Source organism: Staphylococcus sp. GDY8P196P, assembly GCF_017891705.1.
Taxonomy (GTDB): Bacteria; Bacillota; Bacilli; order Staphylococcales; family Staphylococcaceae; genus Staphylococcus; species Staphylococcus ureilyticus.
On record NZ_JAESJS010000014.1, the window covers coordinates 35,505 to 53,349 of the forward strand.

Consider the following 17,845-nt stretch of genomic DNA (forward strand, 5'->3'; position numbering starts at 1 on the left):
TAAAATTTTAATATTTATTGTATGACGTTAATTGACTATAGTATTATACTCATTTATATTTTAAATATAGTTAAATATTTTAATGAATTGAAGGTGTGATTATGTCTTATAAAGCAAGTTCATTTTTTCAAGATATTCTGGTAAATGAATATTTTTATATAGCAACAAAGTCAAAACAACTAATTAGACATGAAATTTTAGGGAAAGATGTCATTTGTGTTTGGACTCAAAAAGAAACAGCTGAAACATTCTTAAATAAACATGACACCGATTATGATAAGATTAAAAAAATTGATATTGATCGTTTCGTAACATATGAAATGGATGATGTGTTTGCAGAAGGTGAAGAAGTGTTGATGAATGCTTCATCTCAGACAGATGGTGATTTAGTAAATATTATTGATTTTACAAATGAATTGATGTCAGATTTAGATGAAATTCGTCTCAAAGAATTTGTTATTGATGTAGCAGAAGAAGATGCTGTATTTGGTTTATCTAATAAAGATGCCAAACAATTCATTATGATTAGTGATGATGAGCATCAAAAACCACATATTATGCCGGTGTGGAGTATTAGAAATAGGGCAGAAAAAGTAAGAAATGAAGATTTTGAAGAATGCGATATTATTGAAATAGAAGGTGAAGTCTTCGCAGAATGGTTAGATACTTTAAGAGATGATGACAAAGCAGTAGCGATTGATTTGAAATCAGGCGTTGTAGGTACCGTAGTCTCAGCTCAGAAAGTATTAGATCAATTACCGTTTTAATATCATTGAATACAAGCACTGTTGGAAGTAATTATTCCGTTTGAATGAATAGTGATATTCAAACGGAATAATTACGTTCATTTTTTACCGTGACATAAGTAAAGAAAAAACAATTCTTTACATTTATGTCATGGTATTTTTTTAACTTAAATGAATTGCGCCTAGTGCACCGGAAAAGGCACCGTGTTCAATATAAAATGGTTTAAAACCACGTAATACCGTATAATCTTTTACAACTTCTTTAAGTAAATGATTATTGTGGAACGAAGAACCGATATAAGCTACGTTTTCTGTACCATATTCTCTCGCTACTGTAATAGACATCGTAGTAATGACTTCTCCCACGACACCAATCAATGAAGCTAATTTGTCAGAATCTGAAAAATCCTTGTCTAAATTATGTAACACATGACCGAAATTAGCAGCAGTTAAATCTCCTGAAATAGGAGGTTCACTATCTTTATAGATATGTTTTACTTTTAAATCAATAAATTCGCGATCTCCTTTTTGGGCAGTATCTGTCAATTGTTTGTAATCTTTTAATCCAGTTAATAAATAACCCAAACCTTGTATCATACCACCGCCTGTACCGACACCACCAACACGTTGTTGTTCTTTGCCATTTGAATAATGCAATGATGTTCCAGTACCAACATTAGTAAAAATATAATTATCTAAATGATGACCTTGTTCTTCTAACAAGAGTTCTAAGCCTTTTGCAGCAGCATCAAACTCTACAAAAATACGAGATTCACAATTTAAACTATTTTGAATTGTCCCAGCTTGCCCCCCTGTTAAACTGATACTTTCACAAGATTGTTGTTCCAACCATTCAATGACGTCATTTATTTCAGTAGTTAATTTTGTAGTATATTGTCGTTTACCATTATCATCTTGAACAATTTTTATAAGTGTTCCGCCGGCATCAATGCCTATTTTCATCTGTGTACCTCCTAAAAAATTTACATTATAACTTATATTATAATAAAATGAGGGAAAATCAAATATAGAAAATTAGAAAGGAATGGTTTTAATGAAATTAAGCCCTTTTATTAAAGTAGATGATGTAGAACAAGCATTAACATTTTATAAAAATGCGTTTGGTGGTAGCGAAAAAATATTAAACGAAACAAACGGTAAAATTTTACACGCGGAGCTCCATATTAATGAAACAGTTGTATTACATATTTCCAGCACATATGGACGGGAATGGAGCAATGACAACACAAATATAATTTTAACTTTCGACGATTTGGAAACTCAAAAACAAGTATATGATAAATTAAGCGAAGCGGGAGACGCACATATGCCTCTGTCTAAAACATTTTTTAATGCGATGCATGGACAAGTGAAAGACCAATTTGAAGTCAACTGGCTCATGAATTGTTTCTTAGACTAATAAGACAAAATGTTCAACTTTCGATTATACTAGTGTAAAAGTGGTATTAATAACTAATAAAAGTTAAACACAATAGGGGATATAATATGTTTATTAAAGAAACGTTTGAAAATATTACAATACAAGTTTTTGAAGAAAAATATAAATCAGCTGTTTGTCATTTTAAATTAAGTGAGCGCCAACAGATATATTCTTCATTGCCAAAAGATGTGCTTAGTGATGCGTTGAAGGATAACGACCGAGTAGCTAATATTGCTTTGAATGATGAAGGAGAAGTAGTAGGTTTTTTTGTCTTACATCAATATTATCAACATGAAGGATACGATACACCTAAACAAGTTATATATGTTCGTTCTTTATCTGTAAACGAAGATTTTCAAGGGTTTGGGTATGGTACAAAAATGATGATGTATTTGCCACAATATGTTCAAAAGCTATTTCCAAATTTTAATCATTTATACTTAGTTGTAGATGCGGAAAATAAAGGTGCATGGAATGTATATGAACGTGCAGGTTTTATGCATGCTGCCACAAAAGAAGAAGGCCCGATTGGCAAAGAACGTCTATATTATTTAGATTTAGATTCTAAACATGTATCTTCTTTAAAGCTAACAGCAAATGGAGATAGATCACCTTATGATGTGCATATTATTGATATGATGAAAGACGATAATAAGGTAGGTTTTATAGCAATTGAGCAACATGAACAGCGTATGAATATTAATTCAATTGAAGTTGATAAAGCAGAGAGACATAACGGTATAGCGGAAAGTGCATTGAGACAATTACCTACATATATTCGAAAACATTTTGAAGGTATAAAGCTAATAACGATTACACTTTATGGGGAAAATAATGAATTAAAACCACTATGTGTAAACAGTAATTTTGTTGAAATTGAAAAGGCAGAAGATTTTTCTGTTTTTGAAAAATATATTAATTATTAATAGTGTTTGCGAAATCAGGGATTGTCATTTATAATTTACTTTTGTTATTATTACTTAAGATGAATAGTACTGATTTGGATAAATGCATAAATGCCTCTGAAAGGAAGAATAAATAATGAGAATTCAAGATTACACTAAAGAAATGGTTGACGAGAAATCATTTATTGATATGGCCTACACATTATTACTTGAAAAAGGCGATACAATGAACTTATATGATATTATTGACGAATTTAAAGCTTTAGGTCATTACGAAGACCACGAAATTGAAAATAGAATTGTTCAATTCTATACAGACTTAAACACAGATGGTCGTTTCCTAAATGTTGGAGAAAACATATGGGGCTTACGTGATTGGTATTCAGTTGCCGATATTGAAGAAAAAATAGCACCAACTATCCAAAAATTCGACATTTTAGACGATGACGATGAAGAAGATAAAACATTAAAATTACTTGGTGAAGATGAGGCAGACGACGATGATGACATCCCAGCAGTCACTGATGACCAAGAGACAATCGAAGAACCTGATGAAGAAGAAGTTGACGAAGAGATTCCTGAAAATGAAATCGTTATTGATGAAGACGATGACGAAGATGAAGAAAATTAATCATTAATCTATCAATATTCATTTGACTTTTTCTGCGAAAATGATAAAATTTTATTCGGGCTCCTTTAATTAGGACGACGTGTATAAATATTATACGCTCCCCCTTGCAAATACTGTGAGAGGGAGCGATTTTTTTATTTAAATGACTATACAAATTTTATAAAATTTTAATTTATGACGTTATTTTTAGTGAATATAATGATATTTAAAAATTATAACGCTTAGACGTTTACATAAATTATAACTATTTCAATGATTAATGAAACATGCCATAAATTTTTGTTGGTATTGTGGGAATGACTGTTTTAATAATAGGAGGCAGAAAATGACAAAATTTATTTTTGTAACTGGTGGGGTTGTATCTTCACTAGGTAAAGGTATCACAGCAGCATCTTTAGGACGTTTATTAAAAGATAGAGGATTAAAAGTTACAATACAAAAATTTGATCCCTATTTAAATGTTGATCCAGGTACAATGAGTCCATACCAACACGGTGAAGTATTTGTTACTGATGATGGTGCGGAAACAGATTTAGACTTAGGACATTATGAAAGATTTATTGACATTAATTTAAATAAGTATTCAAATGTTACTGCTGGTAAAGTTTATTCACATGTTTTGAAAAAAGAACGCCGTGGTGATTACCTTGGTGGTACAGTTCAAGTAATTCCTCATATTACAAATGAAATTAAAGAACGTTTACTTTTAGCAGGAGAAAGTACGAATGCTGATGTAGTTATTACTGAAATTGGCGGTACTACTGGAGATATTGAATCATTACCATTTATAGAAGCGATTAGACAAATTCGTAGTGACTTGGGTCGTGAAAATGTCATGTACGTACATTGTACACTTTTACCATTTATAAAAGCTGCCGGTGAAATGAAAACAAAACCCACACAACATAGTGTTAAAGAACTTCGTGGGTTGGGTATTCAACCAGACTTAATCGTAGTACGTACAGAATATGAATTAACACAAGATTTAAAAGATAAAATTGCTTTATTCTGTGATATTAACAAAGAAAGTGTCATTGAATGTCGCGATGCAGATTCACTTTATGAAATTCCATTACAATTAAGTAAGCAGGACATGGATGATATTGTAATTCAACGCTTAGAACTTAACGCAAAGTATGAAACTCAGTTAGACGAATGGCAGTATTTACTAGATACAGTAAACAGTTTAGATGGCAAAATAACTATCGGCTTAGTTGGTAAATATGTAAGTCTTCAAGATGCTTATTTATCAGTAGTTGAATCGTTAAAACATGCAGGTTATCCATTTAAAAAGGATATTGAAGTTAAGTGGATAGATTCTAGCGAAGTAACTGATGAAAATGTACATGATATACTGAATGATGTTGATGGCATTTTAGTTCCTGGTGGATTTGGATTCAGAGCAAGTGAAGGAAAAATATCCGCTATCAAATACGCGAGAGAGAATAATGTACCATATTTCGGTATCTGTTTAGGAATGCAACTTGCTACAGTAGAGTTTGCAAGAAATGTACTTGGCTTAGAAAATGCACACTCTGCAGAATTAGATCCCTCAACGCCACATCCGATCATTGACCTATTGCCTGAACAGAAAGACATTGAAGATTTAGGTGGTACGTTAAGATTAGGGCTGTACCCATGTCATATTAAAGAAGGAACTTTAGCGCATAAAATCTATGACGCAGTAGATATAGAAGAAAGACATCGTCATCGTTATGAGTTCAATAATGAATATAGAGATCAACTAGAAGAAAAAGGTATGATTTTCTCTGGAACTAGTCCAGACGGTAGATTGATTGAAATGGTAGAAATTCCTGAAAATGATTTCTTCGTTGCATGTCAATTTCATCCAGAATTCTTATCTAGACCTAATCGACCACAACCTATATTCAAAGCATTTGTAGAAGCATCATTGAATCATCAACAAACAAAGTAAATATTGATTAAAAAGGCTGAAACGATGACATTCGTTTCAGCCTTTTTAAAGTTAGTTTGTTTATTAAATTAGATGAGATATGAAGAATAATAGTGATTTAGATGTTAAAGATTTAAATCTCTAACCATTTCAACCATTTGTGTATATATATCATAATAAATGTAGTTGAATGCAATTGGATGTGGTATAACAATTTTATCGTAATTTTCGGTATACACAATAGGTCTTGGTGTACTTAGATTAACAAAATGAAATAAATGATCTGGAAAATTTCCTGTTTTTGGTTTATTACAAATTAAGACAAAGTCTACATCATTTGCAATTAATGACTTAACATCATTTTCAACATTCTCAGTATAGTAAGGGGAAAAAAGAAACACTCTATCTGTTGTGTCAATATCTTCGAATGTATTAAGTGAGGATAATGCAACACTAGATTCTAACTTTTCATTACTATTTAAAATATAATTTTCAAAAAAATTCAAGTCCCCATAACCTTTAACAAACACATTACCTTCTCCACCTATTGCTTGAATTAAGCATTGAGCTGCCATTTGAATATCTAAATCTTGTGCTTCAATTCGATTGAAAACACCATTTAATTGTGTGTTTAAAATTTTAGACATATATGTACCTCCGATCTATTCACTCAACTTATTTTAAATAATGATAGAAAATATTGCAATTTTATATAAAAATATGAATGCTAAAGACTGATTTAAATGAAATAAATTAAAAAAATAAATTAAAAACGCTTACAAATGAATAGAAGAATGCAAATTGTTTGGGATTTTGATATAATTAAATTGTAAAAATATGTGCTCAATGCACTAAGGAGGAACTTTCATGCCTTTAGTTTCAATGAAAGAAATGTTAATCGATGCAAAAGAAAATGGTTATGCGGTTGGCCAATACAACTTAAATAACTTAGAATTTACACAAGCGATATTGGAAGCTTCACAAGAAGAAAATGCTCCAGTTATTTTAGGAGTTTCTGAAGGTGCAGCACGTTATATGGGCGGATTCTATACAGTAGTTAAAATGGTAGAAGGATTAATGCACGATAAAGAAATTTCGATTCCAGTTGCAATTCACTTAGACCATGGTTCAAGTTTTGATAAATGTAAAGAAGCTATCGATGCTGGATTTACATCAGTTATGATTGATGCTTCTCATGAGTCATTTGAAGATAACGTAGCAATTACATCAAAAGTAGTTGAATATGCTCACGAACATGGTGTATCGGTAGAAGCTGAATTAGGTACAGTAGGTGGACAAGAAGACGATGTTGTTGCTGAAGGTGTTATTTATGCAGATCCTAAAGAATGTCAAGAGCTTGTTGAAAGAACAGGTATTGATACTTTAGCACCAGCGTTAGGTTCAGTTCACGGACCGTATAAAGGTGAACCAAAATTAGGATTTAAAGAAATGGAAGAAATTGGTGCTTCAACTGGCTTACCATTAGTATTACATGGTGGAACTGGTATCCCAACTAAAGATATTCAAAAAGCGATTCCATTTGGCACTGCAAAAATAAATGTTAATACAGAAAATCAAATTGCTTCTGCAAAAGCAGTACGTGAAGCTTTAGACAATGACAAAGAAATGTATGATCCTCGTAAGTATTTAGGACCAGCACGTGAAGCGATTAAAACAACAGTAGTGGGTAAAATTAAAGAGTTTGGTACATCAAATAGAGCTAAATAATCTGCCTATAATAGAAAGATGCATATTTTAAAGTAATCTTGATGATTCAATCGGTAAGGCTGTGACAATTTTTAATGTCGCAGTCTTATTTTTTTATGTTATAATCTATGAGCGTTAAAATTAAGCAAATTGAAATATCAACATAAATTTTAAACAGAAATAAGATAAATAAGATTTGAACCCTATTAAATAGGGAATAAAAATATCATTATAGTATACATAAAAGTGAAGCAATACATAATTTAAAATTAAAAAAGTTTTGTTTCATTGGTGTGTTTTGCAAACTTCATTTTTTTACTTTATAATGCAAATAATGTAATTAAATTGAAATACTGATTGAAAGGCAAAGGAGATCAAGCGAATGGCTCAAGAAGTAATAAAAATTAGAGGCGGTCAAACACTAAAAGGTGAAGTTAATAATCATGGTGCAAAAAATAGTGCTGTAGCAATCATTCCAGCTACAATTCTAGCGGAAGATAAAGTTACAATAGAAGGGTTACCACAAATCTCAGATGTTGAAACGCTAGTGAGTTTATTAGGTGATTTGAATATTGATGCAAAGCTAGACGGCACGACACTTGAAGTTGATCCAAATGAAATTGAAAATGCTCCATTACCTAATAATAAAGTAGAATCACTACGTGCTTCATATTATATGATGGGGGCAATGTTAGGTAGATTTAAAAAATGTGTAATTGGGTTGCCTGGCGGTTGTCCATTAGGTCCACGACCGATTGATCAACACATCAAGGGTTTTAAAGCATTAGGAGCGCATGTTGATGAATCCAGTGAAACATCTATGAAAATTGAAGCTGATCGTTTAATAGGTGCTAATATATTTTTAGATATCGTTAGTGTAGGTGCAACGATTAATATTATGTTGGCAGCAGTACGAGCTGAAGGACAAACTGTAATTGAAAACGCAGCGAAAGAACCAGAAGTGGTTGATGTAGCTAACTTCTTAACAAGTTTAGGCGCTAATATTAAAGGTGCTGGTACAAGTACAATCAAAATAAAAGGTGTTGAGCATTTACATGGATCACATCATCAAGTGATACCAGATAGAATTGAAGCAGGAACTTATATGTGTATTGCCGCAGCTTGTGGTGAAGATATTGTGATTAATAATATTATCCCTACCCATGTTGAGCCATTAACTGTTAAGTTGAAAGAACTTGGTGTAAACATAAATGTTGGTGATGATAGTGTAACAATTAAGAGAAGTACACCATATTCTAGTGTAGATATTAAAACATTAGTATACCCAGGTTTTGCTACAGATTTACAACAACCTATTACGCCATTATTATTTATGGCTGATGGAGTTTCTTTTGTGACTGAAACAATCTATCCAGCTCGATTCAAGCATGTCGAAGAACTTAAAAATATGGGTGCTAATATTACATCAGATAATGGTACTGCAACAATCAAACCATCTAAATTAACAGGCGCAGAAGTATACGCGAGTGATTTACGTGCAGGTGCTTGTCTAATTGTAGCTGGCTTATTAGCTGAAGGTGTTACTACAATTTATAATGTAAAACATATTTATCGTGGTTATACTAATATTGTTAAAACACTAAAATCACTTGGAGCAGACATTTGGACTGAAAAAATATAAAACATGTGGTATAATAATTATACTGAATGTATAAAGTAAATTATAATTTATGCAGTGGGGAAATATAATTGATATGAGGTGATGACCATGGAGGTTTGCCCTTATCTAGAAGAGACCTTTAAAATAGTAGGTAGAAGTTGGAACGGTCTTATCATTAATTACTTGTCTAGGTGCACGGAAAAATCTGCTCATTTTTCTGATATGAAACGTGATTTGAAAACAATTACGCCTCGTGCACTTAGCATAAAGCTCACAGACCTTAATGAATGGGGACTTGTAGAGAAAAAAATTATTTCTACTAGTCCTATGAACATTTTATATCAACTTACAGATAAAGGTGATGCCTTAGCATCGGCATTGGTTCCTATGGAAAAATGGGCCCAAGAATATATCGAGTTAGAAAGCGAATGATTTTAACTTTTTAATTTGACATTTTCATGTAATATTTTATTTGAATATGATTGTTATATCTAGTCTGTTTTTAACATACTAAGATTAGCTATAAAGCAATCTTTAATTAAAGATTGCTTTATAGCTTTTTTATTTATTGTCGAATCATCTAACCTTTAGTAGTGTTAAAATAATTTTGTTGATTAAGAGTGGATGTGCCGATTGACATGTCATGGTATGTTTAAATATTCTAAAAAAAGCAAAATTTTAAGGATATAAATGTTATTTCTAATTGATATATAACGCAATAATGCTATTATAACTATGCATAAATTTCAGGCGTAAAACCCTGTAATAACAACGTTTGCAATGATTTGGAATGAGCAGATATGTTTTAAAATTAAAAATCTAGGTTAGAATAAAAGCATGAACACAAATTAAGGAGTGAATAATTGATGAGAAATTTCACTAAACAATATATCGACGGAGAATGGGTAGAAAGTGCAAGTGGAGAAACACTTGATGTAATCAACCCAGCAACTGAAGAAGTGGCAGGCACAATTGCTAAAGGCAATAAAGAGGATGTTAATAAAGCGGTAGAAGCAGCAGATAAAGTATATTTAGAATTTAGACAAAGTTCTGTAGCAGAAAGAAAAGAACTGTTAGATAAAATTGTTCAAGAATATAAAAATAGAAAAGATGATATTGTTGACGCAATAACTGACGAATTAGGAGCTCCTTTAAAAGTATCTGAAAATGTCCATTATCAAATGGGATTAAATCATTTTGAAGCTGCACGAGATGCATTAGATAATTTTGAATTTGAAGAAAGACGTGGCGACGATTTAGTTGTTAAGGAAGCAATTGGTGTTGCTGGATTAATTACACCATGGAATTTCCCAACTAACCAAACTTCATTAAAATTAGCAGCAGCTTTTGCGGCAGGAAGCCCAGTTGTATTAAAACCATCAGAAGAAACACCATTTGCAGCCATCATTTTAGCAGAAATATTTGATAAAGTTGGCGTACCTAAAGGTGTATTTAACTTAGTGAATGGTGATGGCCAAGGCGTTGGAAATCCACTAAGTGAACATCCAAAAGTAAGAATGATGTCCTTTACTGGATCTGGTCCAACTGGTGCAAGCATTATGAAGAAAGCAGCTGAAGATTTCAAAAAAGTATCATTAGAATTAGGAGGTAAATCTCCTTATATTATTTTAGATGATGCTGATATTGATGGTGCTGCAAGTGCAGCAACTGGTAAAGTCGTCAATAATACAGGACAAGTTTGTACTGCAGGGACTAGAACATTGGTACCAGCAAGTATAAAAGAAGAATTCTTAACAGCTGTTAAAGAAAAATTTAGCCAAGTTAAAGTTGGTGATCCTCGTGAAGAAGGTACACAAGTAGGACCAATTATTAGTAAAAAACAATTTGATCAAGTTCAATCATATATTGATAAAGGTGTAGAAGAAGGTGCCGAATTATTATACGGTGGTCCTGGAAAACCTGAAAACTTGGAAAAAGGCTATTTTGCAAGACCAACTATTTTTAATAATGTTGAAAATGATATGACAATTGCACAAGAAGAAATTTTCGGTCCTGTTATGTCTGTGATCACTTACAACGATTTAGACGAAGCAATTGAAATTGCAAATGATACGAAATATGGCTTAGCTGGTTATGTATATGGACAAGACAAAGAAAAACTGCATAAAGTTGCGCGTTCAATTGAGGCTGGAACAGTTGAAATAAATGAAGCTGGACGAAAACCAGACTTACCATTCGGTGGCTATAAACAATCAGGTTTAGGACGCGAATGGGGAGATTATGGCATAGAAGAATTCTTAGAAGTTAAATCTATTGCAGGATATTTTAACGCGTAATTTAATACAAAATAAAATTATAAGTTGTAATAAAAATATACTGTGACAAATAATCTCAAGCTTAAAAATGACTAATCCGTATGCTTATGGATTAGTCATTTTTTAATCTTCCGATTTTTAACATGCATGCGTGAGGATATGATTTGAGCCTGTAGCCTCTCATAACCACCATTTCTTCGGTGTAAGGACATTATAAAATCGCCAAAAATGAATGTTTAACTTATATTACTTAACGAAACGACAATCTCCAATTCCTAATATAAGTCTATTACGATATGCAAAGGTCAGTTTTTATATTTCTCAATGACAATTGATGTTAATGATTGAACCAGAGATACCTATGCTTAGCTCTAATTATTTTTAGAAATTTTGAATTATAAATTAAAGCTTTACAATTTAACATACTGTTTTATTAACTAATTAGCTTTAAAGCAGTATTAATAAATTTCAAAAATTGAAATACATTTTGTAATTAAATAAAATATTTGCTATAGTTATAAAGGTAAATAGCGTAGCCCTCTATGTTATTTAAAACTTTTTTATGAAATGGGTGCAAGATAATGCCTGATAAAGTACGAACATCACCTCAGTACGAATCGTTCCACGAGTTATATAAAAATTACACTACTAAAGATCTCACTCAAAAAGCAAAATCACTGAAATTAACAAACTATAGTAAATTAAATAAAAAAGAGTTAGTTCTTGCAATTATGGAAGCCCAGATGGAAAAAGATGGCAACTATTATATGGAAGGTATCTTAGATGATATCCAACAAGATGGTTATGGCTTCTTAAGGACTGTCAATTATTCAAAAGGTGAAAAAGATATTTATATCTCTGCTAGCCAAATACGTCGTTTTGAAATTAAAAGAGGCGACAAAGTAACTGGTAAAGTAAGGAAACCAAAGGATAATGAAAAGTATTATGGTTTGCTACAAGTAGATTTTGTTAATGATGAGAATGCAGAAGAAGTTAAGAAAAGACCACATTTCCAAGCATTAACACCATTATATCCAGAAGAGCGCATCAAGCTAGAAACAACAAAAGAAAATTATTCTACACGTATTATGGATTTAATTACGCCAATTGGTTTAGGACAACGTGGTTTGATTGTTGCCCCACCAAAAGCTGGGAAAACGTCATTATTGAAAGAAATTGCAAATGCCATCGCAAGCAATAAACCTGATGCAGAATTATTTGTGCTACTTGTGGGTGAAAGACCAGAAGAAGTAACTGATATTGAGCGTTCTGTAGAATCAGCAGAAGTCGTTCATTCAACATTTGATGAACCACCACAGCACCATGTCAAAGTAGCAGAATTACTATTAGAACGTGCCAAGCGTTTAGTAGAAATAGGTAAAGATGTCATTATTCTTATGGATTCTATTACAAGACTTGCACGTGCATATAACTTGGTTATCCCGCCAAGCGGACGCACACTTTCAGGTGGTTTAGATCCAGCTTCATTACACAAACCTAAGGCATTCTTTGGTGCTGCGAGAAATATTGAAGCTGGTGGAAGTATGACGATATTAGCTACTGCTTTAGTAGATACAGGATCACGTATGGATGACATGATATATGAAGAATTTAAAGGGACAGGAAACATGGAATTACACCTTGATCGCAAACTGGCTGAACGCCGTGTCTTTCCAGCTATTGATATTGGTCGAAGTTCTACACGTAAAGAAGAATTACTAATACCGCCAAAAGATTTAGAGTCACTTTGGCAACTACGTAACATGTTCACAGATTCACTTGATTTCACAGAAAGATTTGTAAGAAAATTAAAACGTACAAAAACGAATCAAGAATTCTTTGAACAATTGCAACAAGCTGCCAAAGAAAGTACTAAAACTGGTAAGCCAATTATTTAAAGCAGCTTAACATTTAAATATGTGATTTAGGGTTGCGTTTTAGTTTTATAACAATTATAATTATCAAGTATTGGGTAAAAAAACTCACAAACAACTCTGTTCCAGATGGTTCAGGGCAAAGGAGCTGAAAAAAATGAAACAAAATATTCATCCTGAATACCACAAAGTTATCTTTTTAGATACAACTACAGACTTTAAATTCTTAAGTGGTTCAACAAAATCTTCATCAGAAACAATGGAATGGGAAGATGGAAATGAATACCCAGTTATTCGTTTAGATATTTCATCTGATTCACATCCATTTTACACAGGACGTCAAAAATTCGCTGCTGCGGATGGTCGTGTGGAACGTTTCAACAAGAAATTCGGATTCAAATCAAGCAACGAATAATTGTTGTCATAAGGCATTCTCATTTTATGAGAATGCTTTTTTATTTAACATGGACGATGTGAAGGTTTGAACAGAATTGCACAGTTGTTAGAGCACTTTGATTACATATTAAATTACAAATATCTTATGAGAAATTGATATTTTAAGATGGAAAATATGATATAATAAACCGATTATGTTTTGAAAAAGGGTGGAACGCATAATGAATGAAACTTATCATTCCGGGTGGATAGAATGTATAACTGGAAGTATGTTTAGTGGTAAATCTGAAGAATTAATTCGTCGTTTAAGACGTGGACTATATGCTAAACAAAAGGTGGTTGTATTTAAACCGGCAATAGATGATCGCTATCATAAAGATAAGATTGTGTCGCATAACGGCAATGCAATTGAGGCAATTAATATCTCGACAGCAGCTGAGATCTATAAACACGATTTAACAAATTTTGATATTATAGCAATTGATGAAGTTCAATTTTTCGAAAATAATATTGTCCATATTGTTGAAGAATTAGCTGAAAAGGGGCATAGAGTGATTACTGCAGGTTTAGATATGGATTTCAGAGGTGAACCATTTGAACCAATTCCCCATTTATTAGCAGTAAGTGAAGAAGTGACTAAACTACAAGCTGTATGTGCAGTATGTGGCTCGTCATCAAGCCGTACACAACGATTAATTGATGGTAATCCAGCAAAAATAGATGATCCAGTGATTCTCGTTGGCGCTAACGAAAGCTATGAACCTAGATGTAGGGCACATCATATTGTTGCACCAAGTAATCATGAGAAGGAGGAAATGTAGTGTTTGATCAATTAGACATTGTAGAGGAAAGATACGAGCAATTAAATGAAATGTTAAGTGATCCTGAAGTCGTAAATAATCCAGACAATTTACGAAAATATTCAAAAGAACAGGCTGATTTGCAAAAAACAGTAGAAGTATATCGTGAATATAAACAGGTTAAAGAAGATGTAACTGAAATAGATGATATGTTACAGGAAACAAAAGACGATGAAGAAGTCGAAATGCTTAAAGACGAAAAGCAAGAATTGAGTCAAAAAATTCCAGAACTGGAAGAAGAATTAAAATTCTTGTTAATACCAAAAGACCCTAACGATGAAAAAGACGTAATTGTTGAAATTCGTGCAGCAGCTGGTGGGGATGAGGCTGCAATATTTGCTGGTGATTTATTTAGAATGTATTCTAGATATGCAGAAGCACATAGTTATAAAACTGATATCGTAGAAGCTACTGAAAGTGATCATGGTGGTTACAAAGAGATTAGCTTCTCTGTTTCAGGAACAGGCGCTTACAGTAAATTGAAATACGAAAATGGTGCACATCGTGTACAACGTGTACCAGCAACTGAGTCTGGAGGACGTATTCACACATCTACTGCTACTGTTGCCGTATTACCAGAAGTTGAAGATGTTGAGATAGAGATTCGAAATGAAGATATTAAAGTAGACACATATCGTTCTAGTGGTGCAGGTGGACAACACGTAAATACCACTGATTCTGCCGTTCGAATTACACATATACCGACAGGTGTCATTGCTACATCATCTGAGAAATCTCAAATTCAAAACCGTGAAAAAGCAATGAAAGTGTTAAAAGCACGTTTATTTGATATGAAATTACAAGAAGAACAACAAAAGTATGCTGCACAGCGTAAATCAGCTGTCGGTTCAGGTGATCGCTCAGAGAGAATTAGAACATACAATTATCCACAGAGTCGCGTAACGGATCATCGTATTGGATTGACATTGCAGAAATTAGAGCAAGTTATGGAAGGTAAGTTAGATGAGATTATTGATGCACTAACTTTAGCTGAACAAACTGATAAATTGAAAGAACTGAATGATGGTGAATTATAGAGAACGATTAAAAATCGCACAAGACAAATGCGAAACTAAAGGTATTGAAGTAACACGAGCTGAATGGTTAATGCTTGATTTATTTCAATGGCAAAAATTAGATTATTTGCTACACGCAGATGAAGTTATGACGGAAGCACACAACGTGTTGTTTGATAATGCGGAAGCAAGGATGTTACAAGGCGAACCGATTCAATATATTGTAGGAACGCAAACTTTTTATGGTGAAATATTTAAAGTGAATGAGCATTGTTTAATTCCAAGGCCAGAAACCGAGGAAGTATTACTACATTTTTATAATTTGGTAAAATCGGGAGATAAGGTTGTAGATATTGGAACAGGTAGTGGTAACATACCTATTTTACTAAAAAAAATGAATCAAAATTTGGATGTTATAGCTACAGATTTATATGATGAAGCCTTATCTGTGGCAAAAGAAAACGCTGAGTATCATGATGTAGATGTTATATTTTTACAAGGCGATACCTTAAATCCATTAATAGAAAAGCATATTAAAGTGAATGGATTGATTTCAAATCCCCCCTATATCGCTGAGAGCGAAAAAGCTTTAATGGATGATACTGTTTTACAATATGAACCTATGAGTGCTTTGTTTGCTGAAAACAACGGCTTTCAAGTTTATGAAAAGATTTTAGATCAATTACCAGACGTATTATTACCTAATGCAATTGTTGTGTTTGAGATTGGTTATAAACAAGGAGCTACATTAAAAAGCAAAATTGAAAAAAAATATCCTGCTGTAAGTGTCCAAATAATAAAAGATATTAATGATAATGATAGAATGGTTTCTTTTAAATGGTAATTTAAGAAGTTGTGTACCTAACATGATATGTCATGAAGGTGCATAACTTCTTATTTTGTTTTAAAATTGAAATTAAGATGAAAGGGTGAGTATAAATGAAAACAAAAATATGGGATTTAAGAAATCATGTGACAGAAGATGCAAATGTAGATGCTTTTAATGAGATAAAAAATATTTTTGAAGCTGGTGGACTCATCGCTATACCAACTGAAACTGTATATGGTTTAGGTGGTGATGCAAGAAATGAACAAACTATAAAAAATATTTTTGCTGCAAAAGGTAGACCTTCAGATAATCCACTCATCGTGCATATACATAATGTTAAGCAACTAGATGTATTTACGAAGCATATTTCACAAGAAGTTAAAATACTGATGAATCAATTTTGGCCAGGACCAATTTCGTTTATTTTACCATTAAAAAAAGGATATTTATGTGAAAGTGTAAGTGGTGGGCTTTCATCCATAGCGGTTAGAATGCCAAGTCATGTGATTGGGAGAAAAATATTAGAGTTTGTAGATATACCGATTGCCGCACCGAGCGCTAATTTAAGTGGTAGACCTTCTCCAACTAAGTTTGAACATGTATATCATGATTTAAACCAAAGCATTGATGGTATTGTTAATGGTGATCAAAGTGAAGAAGGTTTAGAAAGTACCGTGTTAGATTGCACGCAATACCCATTTAAAATTGCTCGTCCAGGATCTATCACCAAGTCGATGATTGAAAATGTTTTGCCAGGTTCTATTTCAGCAAAAGATGATTTAAATCAAGAAAAACCTATAGCCCCCGGAATGAAATATAAACATTATGCGCCAGATACGCCAATAACGATTGTATACGGCGTTCATCAACAACCATCCTCATGTAAAGATTGGAGTGATGTTGCGTTTATATTCCCGAAAGATAAATGTAAATATATTCCAAAAAACGCAACTTTCATTCCACTGTGTGAAAATGAAAGAGATATTAAAGGGGCAAACCATAATTTGTATCAAATATTGCACGATATAGACAAAAATAAAAAGATAAAAGAAGCTTATATATTTGGATTTGAAAATAGTGGCGAAGCAGTTGCTATTATGAATCGAATGCAAAAGGCGGCAAACTTTACCGTCGTTAAAGGAGAAAAATTATGAAAATCGTTTTTGTTTGTACTGGTAATACTTGTAGAAGTCCAATGGCAGAAAGTATTGCAAAAGCTAAAATACCTGACATCGAAGTTGCTTCGCGTGGTTTATTTGCATTAGATGGCACACCTACCTCAGAACATACGCGTGCTATCTTAAAAGAAAAACAATTGCCAATACCTGACAATGCGCAACAATTCACTGAGATGGACATGCATGCAGATCTTATTTTGACAATGTCAAGGAGTCATAGAGATGCGATTAAACAAACGTATGGCGTAAATACACATATATTTACTTTAAGTGAATATGTATTGCATGGTGATGATGTTTCTGACCCATTTGGAGGAACTAAATCAGATTATATTGAAATTTATAATGAATTAAATTCATTGATTGAAAAATTAAAAAATAAAATATTAGAGTAAATAAATATGTGAAATTAGTATGAGTAAGTCATTAAATACGTTATAATAATTACGT

Annotated in this window: 18 protein-coding genes; 16 read left to right on the forward strand and 2 right to left on the reverse strand. The window is 32.6% G+C overall.

All coding sequences use genetic code 11. The annotated features are described in order from the left end of the window. Positions 1-101 precede the first annotated feature (101 nt). Complete coding sequence (locus KA814_RS08665; protein WP_064209836.1) at positions 102-767, forward strand: DUF2750 domain-containing protein; 666 nt, start codon at positions 102-104, stop codon at positions 765-767. A gap of 141 nt (positions 768-908) precedes the next feature. Here the strand turns inward: KA814_RS08665 and coaW are convergent, their stop codons facing one another. Beyond that, complete coding sequence (gene coaW, locus KA814_RS08670; RefSeq protein WP_046207741.1) at positions 909-1,709, reverse strand: type II pantothenate kinase; 801 nt, start codon at positions 1,707-1,709, stop codon at positions 909-911. A gap of 91 nt (positions 1,710-1,800) precedes the next feature. Here coaW and KA814_RS08675 point away from each other — a divergent pair, with 91 nt between their 5' ends. The 4 genes from KA814_RS08675 to KA814_RS08690 all read left to right on the forward strand — a co-directional run bounded on the left by KA814_RS08675 (position 1,801) and on the right by KA814_RS08690 (position 5,659). Continuing rightward, positions 1,801-2,166, forward strand: coding sequence for a VOC family protein (locus tag KA814_RS08675; RefSeq protein ID WP_064209837.1), 366 nt, complete (start codon positions 1,801-1,803; stop codon positions 2,164-2,166). 86 nt (positions 2,167-2,252) lie between these two features. Beyond that, on the forward strand, positions 2,253-3,113 hold the full coding sequence (locus KA814_RS08680) for a GNAT family N-acetyltransferase (RefSeq protein WP_064209838.1): 861 nt from the start codon (positions 2,253-2,255) through the stop codon (positions 3,111-3,113). A 115-nt stretch (positions 3,114-3,228) separates the two neighbouring features. After that, a complete protein-coding gene (rpoE, locus tag KA814_RS08685) occupies positions 3,229-3,723 on the forward strand; it encodes a DNA-directed RNA polymerase subunit delta (RefSeq protein WP_210122723.1) in 495 nt (164 codons plus the stop codon). 325 nt (positions 3,724-4,048) lie between these two features. Next, positions 4,049-5,659 carry a CTP synthase gene (locus KA814_RS08690; RefSeq protein WP_046207744.1) on the forward strand — a complete coding sequence of 537 codons (1,611 nt, stop codon included), beginning with the start codon at positions 4,049-4,051 and terminating at the stop codon, positions 5,657-5,659. A 104-nt stretch (positions 5,660-5,763) separates the two neighbouring features. On the opposite strand, the gene KA814_RS08695 is transcribed toward KA814_RS08690, so the two are convergent. Then, positions 5,764-6,285, reverse strand: coding sequence for a DUF2529 family protein (locus KA814_RS08695; protein WP_064209840.1), 522 nt, complete (start codon positions 6,283-6,285; stop codon positions 5,764-5,766). A gap of 220 nt (positions 6,286-6,505) precedes the next feature. Between KA814_RS08695 and fdaB the strand changes: the two genes are divergently transcribed. From fdaB to KA814_RS08750, 11 genes are all read left to right on the forward strand, one after another. Continuing rightward, complete coding sequence (gene fdaB, locus KA814_RS08700; protein ID WP_046207746.1) at positions 6,506-7,366, forward strand: class IIb fructose-bisphosphate aldolase FdaB; 861 nt, start codon at positions 6,506-6,508, stop codon at positions 7,364-7,366. A gap of 361 nt (positions 7,367-7,727) precedes the next feature. Beyond that, positions 7,728-8,987: a UDP-N-acetylglucosamine 1-carboxyvinyltransferase gene (locus tag KA814_RS08705; RefSeq protein WP_046207747.1), complete on the forward strand. Its 1,260-nt coding sequence runs from the start codon at positions 7,728-7,730 to the stop codon at positions 8,985-8,987. Positions 8,988-9,074: 87 nt separating this feature from the next. Beyond that, entirely contained in the window at positions 9,075-9,398 is a 324-nt protein-coding gene (locus KA814_RS08710; protein WP_046207748.1) for a winged helix-turn-helix transcriptional regulator, read from the forward strand. Positions 9,399-9,832: 434 nt separating this feature from the next. Continuing rightward, positions 9,833-11,263, forward strand: a complete 1,431-nt coding sequence (locus KA814_RS08715) for an aldehyde dehydrogenase family protein (protein WP_046207749.1) — start codon at positions 9,833-9,835, stop codon at positions 11,261-11,263. Positions 11,264-11,823: 560 nt separating this feature from the next. Continuing rightward, a complete protein-coding gene (gene rho / locus KA814_RS08720; RefSeq protein ID WP_046207750.1) occupies positions 11,824-13,140 on the forward strand; it encodes a transcription termination factor Rho in 1,317 nt (438 codons plus the stop codon). Positions 13,141-13,273: 133 nt separating this feature from the next. Beyond that, positions 13,274-13,531 carry a type B 50S ribosomal protein L31 gene (locus KA814_RS08725; protein ID WP_019468287.1) on the forward strand — a complete coding sequence of 86 codons (258 nt, stop codon included), beginning with the start codon at positions 13,274-13,276 and terminating at the stop codon, positions 13,529-13,531. Between the two features lie 202 nt (positions 13,532-13,733). Next, the gene (locus KA814_RS08730) at positions 13,734-14,333 is read left to right on the forward strand and encodes a thymidine kinase (RefSeq protein ID WP_046207751.1); all 600 of its coding nucleotides are present in this window, start codon (positions 13,734-13,736) and stop codon (positions 14,331-14,333) included. Beyond that, positions 14,333-15,409 (forward strand): peptide chain release factor 1, encoded by a 1,077-nt coding sequence (gene prfA / locus KA814_RS08735; RefSeq protein WP_046207752.1) that lies wholly within the window; start codon positions 14,333-14,335, stop codon positions 15,407-15,409. Before KA814_RS08730 ends, prfA begins: the two co-directional genes overlap by 1 nt. Further along, positions 15,396-16,232 (forward strand): peptide chain release factor N(5)-glutamine methyltransferase, encoded by an 837-nt coding sequence (prmC, locus tag KA814_RS08740; RefSeq protein WP_064209841.1) that lies wholly within the window; start codon positions 15,396-15,398, stop codon positions 16,230-16,232. The genes prfA and prmC overlap by 14 nt, the downstream gene beginning before the upstream one ends. 95 nt (positions 16,233-16,327) lie before the next feature. After that, on the forward strand, positions 16,328-17,371 hold the full coding sequence (locus tag KA814_RS08745) for an L-threonylcarbamoyladenylate synthase (RefSeq protein WP_046207754.1): 1,044 nt from the start codon (positions 16,328-16,330) through the stop codon (positions 17,369-17,371). Beyond that, positions 17,368-17,790 carry a low molecular weight protein arginine phosphatase gene (locus KA814_RS08750; protein ID WP_064209842.1) on the forward strand — a complete coding sequence of 141 codons (423 nt, stop codon included), beginning with the start codon at positions 17,368-17,370 and terminating at the stop codon, positions 17,788-17,790. Before KA814_RS08745 ends, KA814_RS08750 begins: the two co-directional genes overlap by 4 nt. Positions 17,791-17,845 lie beyond the last annotated feature (55 nt).

Excerpts from the sequence above, each read along its gene's own strand:
- KA814_RS08665 (WP_064209836.1), top strand. The coding sequence starts at position 102 with ATGTCTTATAAAGCAAGTTCATTTTTTCAAGATATTCTGGTAAATGAA.
- coaW (WP_046207741.1), bottom strand. The coding sequence starts at position 1,709 with ATGAAAATAGGCATTGATGCCGGCGGAACACTTATAAAAATTGTTCAA.
- KA814_RS08675 (WP_064209837.1), top strand. The coding sequence starts at position 1,801 with ATGAAATTAAGCCCTTTTATTAAAGTAGATGATGTAGAACAAGCATTA.
- KA814_RS08680 (WP_064209838.1), top strand. The coding sequence starts at position 2,253 with ATGTTTATTAAAGAAACGTTTGAAAATATTACAATACAAGTTTTTGAA.
- rpoE (WP_210122723.1), top strand. The coding sequence starts at position 3,229 with ATGAGAATTCAAGATTACACTAAAGAAATGGTTGACGAGAAATCATTT.
- KA814_RS08690 (WP_046207744.1), top strand. The coding sequence starts at position 4,049 with ATGACAAAATTTATTTTTGTAACTGGTGGGGTTGTATCTTCACTAGGT.
- KA814_RS08695 (WP_064209840.1), bottom strand. The coding sequence starts at position 6,285 with ATGTCTAAAATTTTAAACACACAATTAAATGGTGTTTTCAATCGAATT.
- fdaB (WP_046207746.1), top strand. The coding sequence starts at position 6,506 with ATGCCTTTAGTTTCAATGAAAGAAATGTTAATCGATGCAAAAGAAAAT.
- KA814_RS08705 (WP_046207747.1), top strand. The coding sequence starts at position 7,728 with ATGGCTCAAGAAGTAATAAAAATTAGAGGCGGTCAAACACTAAAAGGT.
- KA814_RS08710 (WP_046207748.1), top strand. The coding sequence starts at position 9,075 with ATGGAGGTTTGCCCTTATCTAGAAGAGACCTTTAAAATAGTAGGTAGA.
- KA814_RS08715 (WP_046207749.1), top strand. The coding sequence starts at position 9,833 with ATGAGAAATTTCACTAAACAATATATCGACGGAGAATGGGTAGAAAGT.
- rho (WP_046207750.1), top strand. The coding sequence starts at position 11,824 with ATGCCTGATAAAGTACGAACATCACCTCAGTACGAATCGTTCCACGAG.
- KA814_RS08725 (WP_019468287.1), top strand. The coding sequence starts at position 13,274 with ATGAAACAAAATATTCATCCTGAATACCACAAAGTTATCTTTTTAGAT.
- KA814_RS08730 (WP_046207751.1), top strand. The coding sequence starts at position 13,734 with ATGAATGAAACTTATCATTCCGGGTGGATAGAATGTATAACTGGAAGT.
- prmC (WP_064209841.1), top strand. The coding sequence starts at position 15,396 with ATGGTGAATTATAGAGAACGATTAAAAATCGCACAAGACAAATGCGAA.
- KA814_RS08745 (WP_046207754.1), top strand. The coding sequence starts at position 16,328 with ATGAAAACAAAAATATGGGATTTAAGAAATCATGTGACAGAAGATGCA.
- KA814_RS08750 (WP_064209842.1), top strand. The coding sequence starts at position 17,368 with ATGAAAATCGTTTTTGTTTGTACTGGTAATACTTGTAGAAGTCCAATG.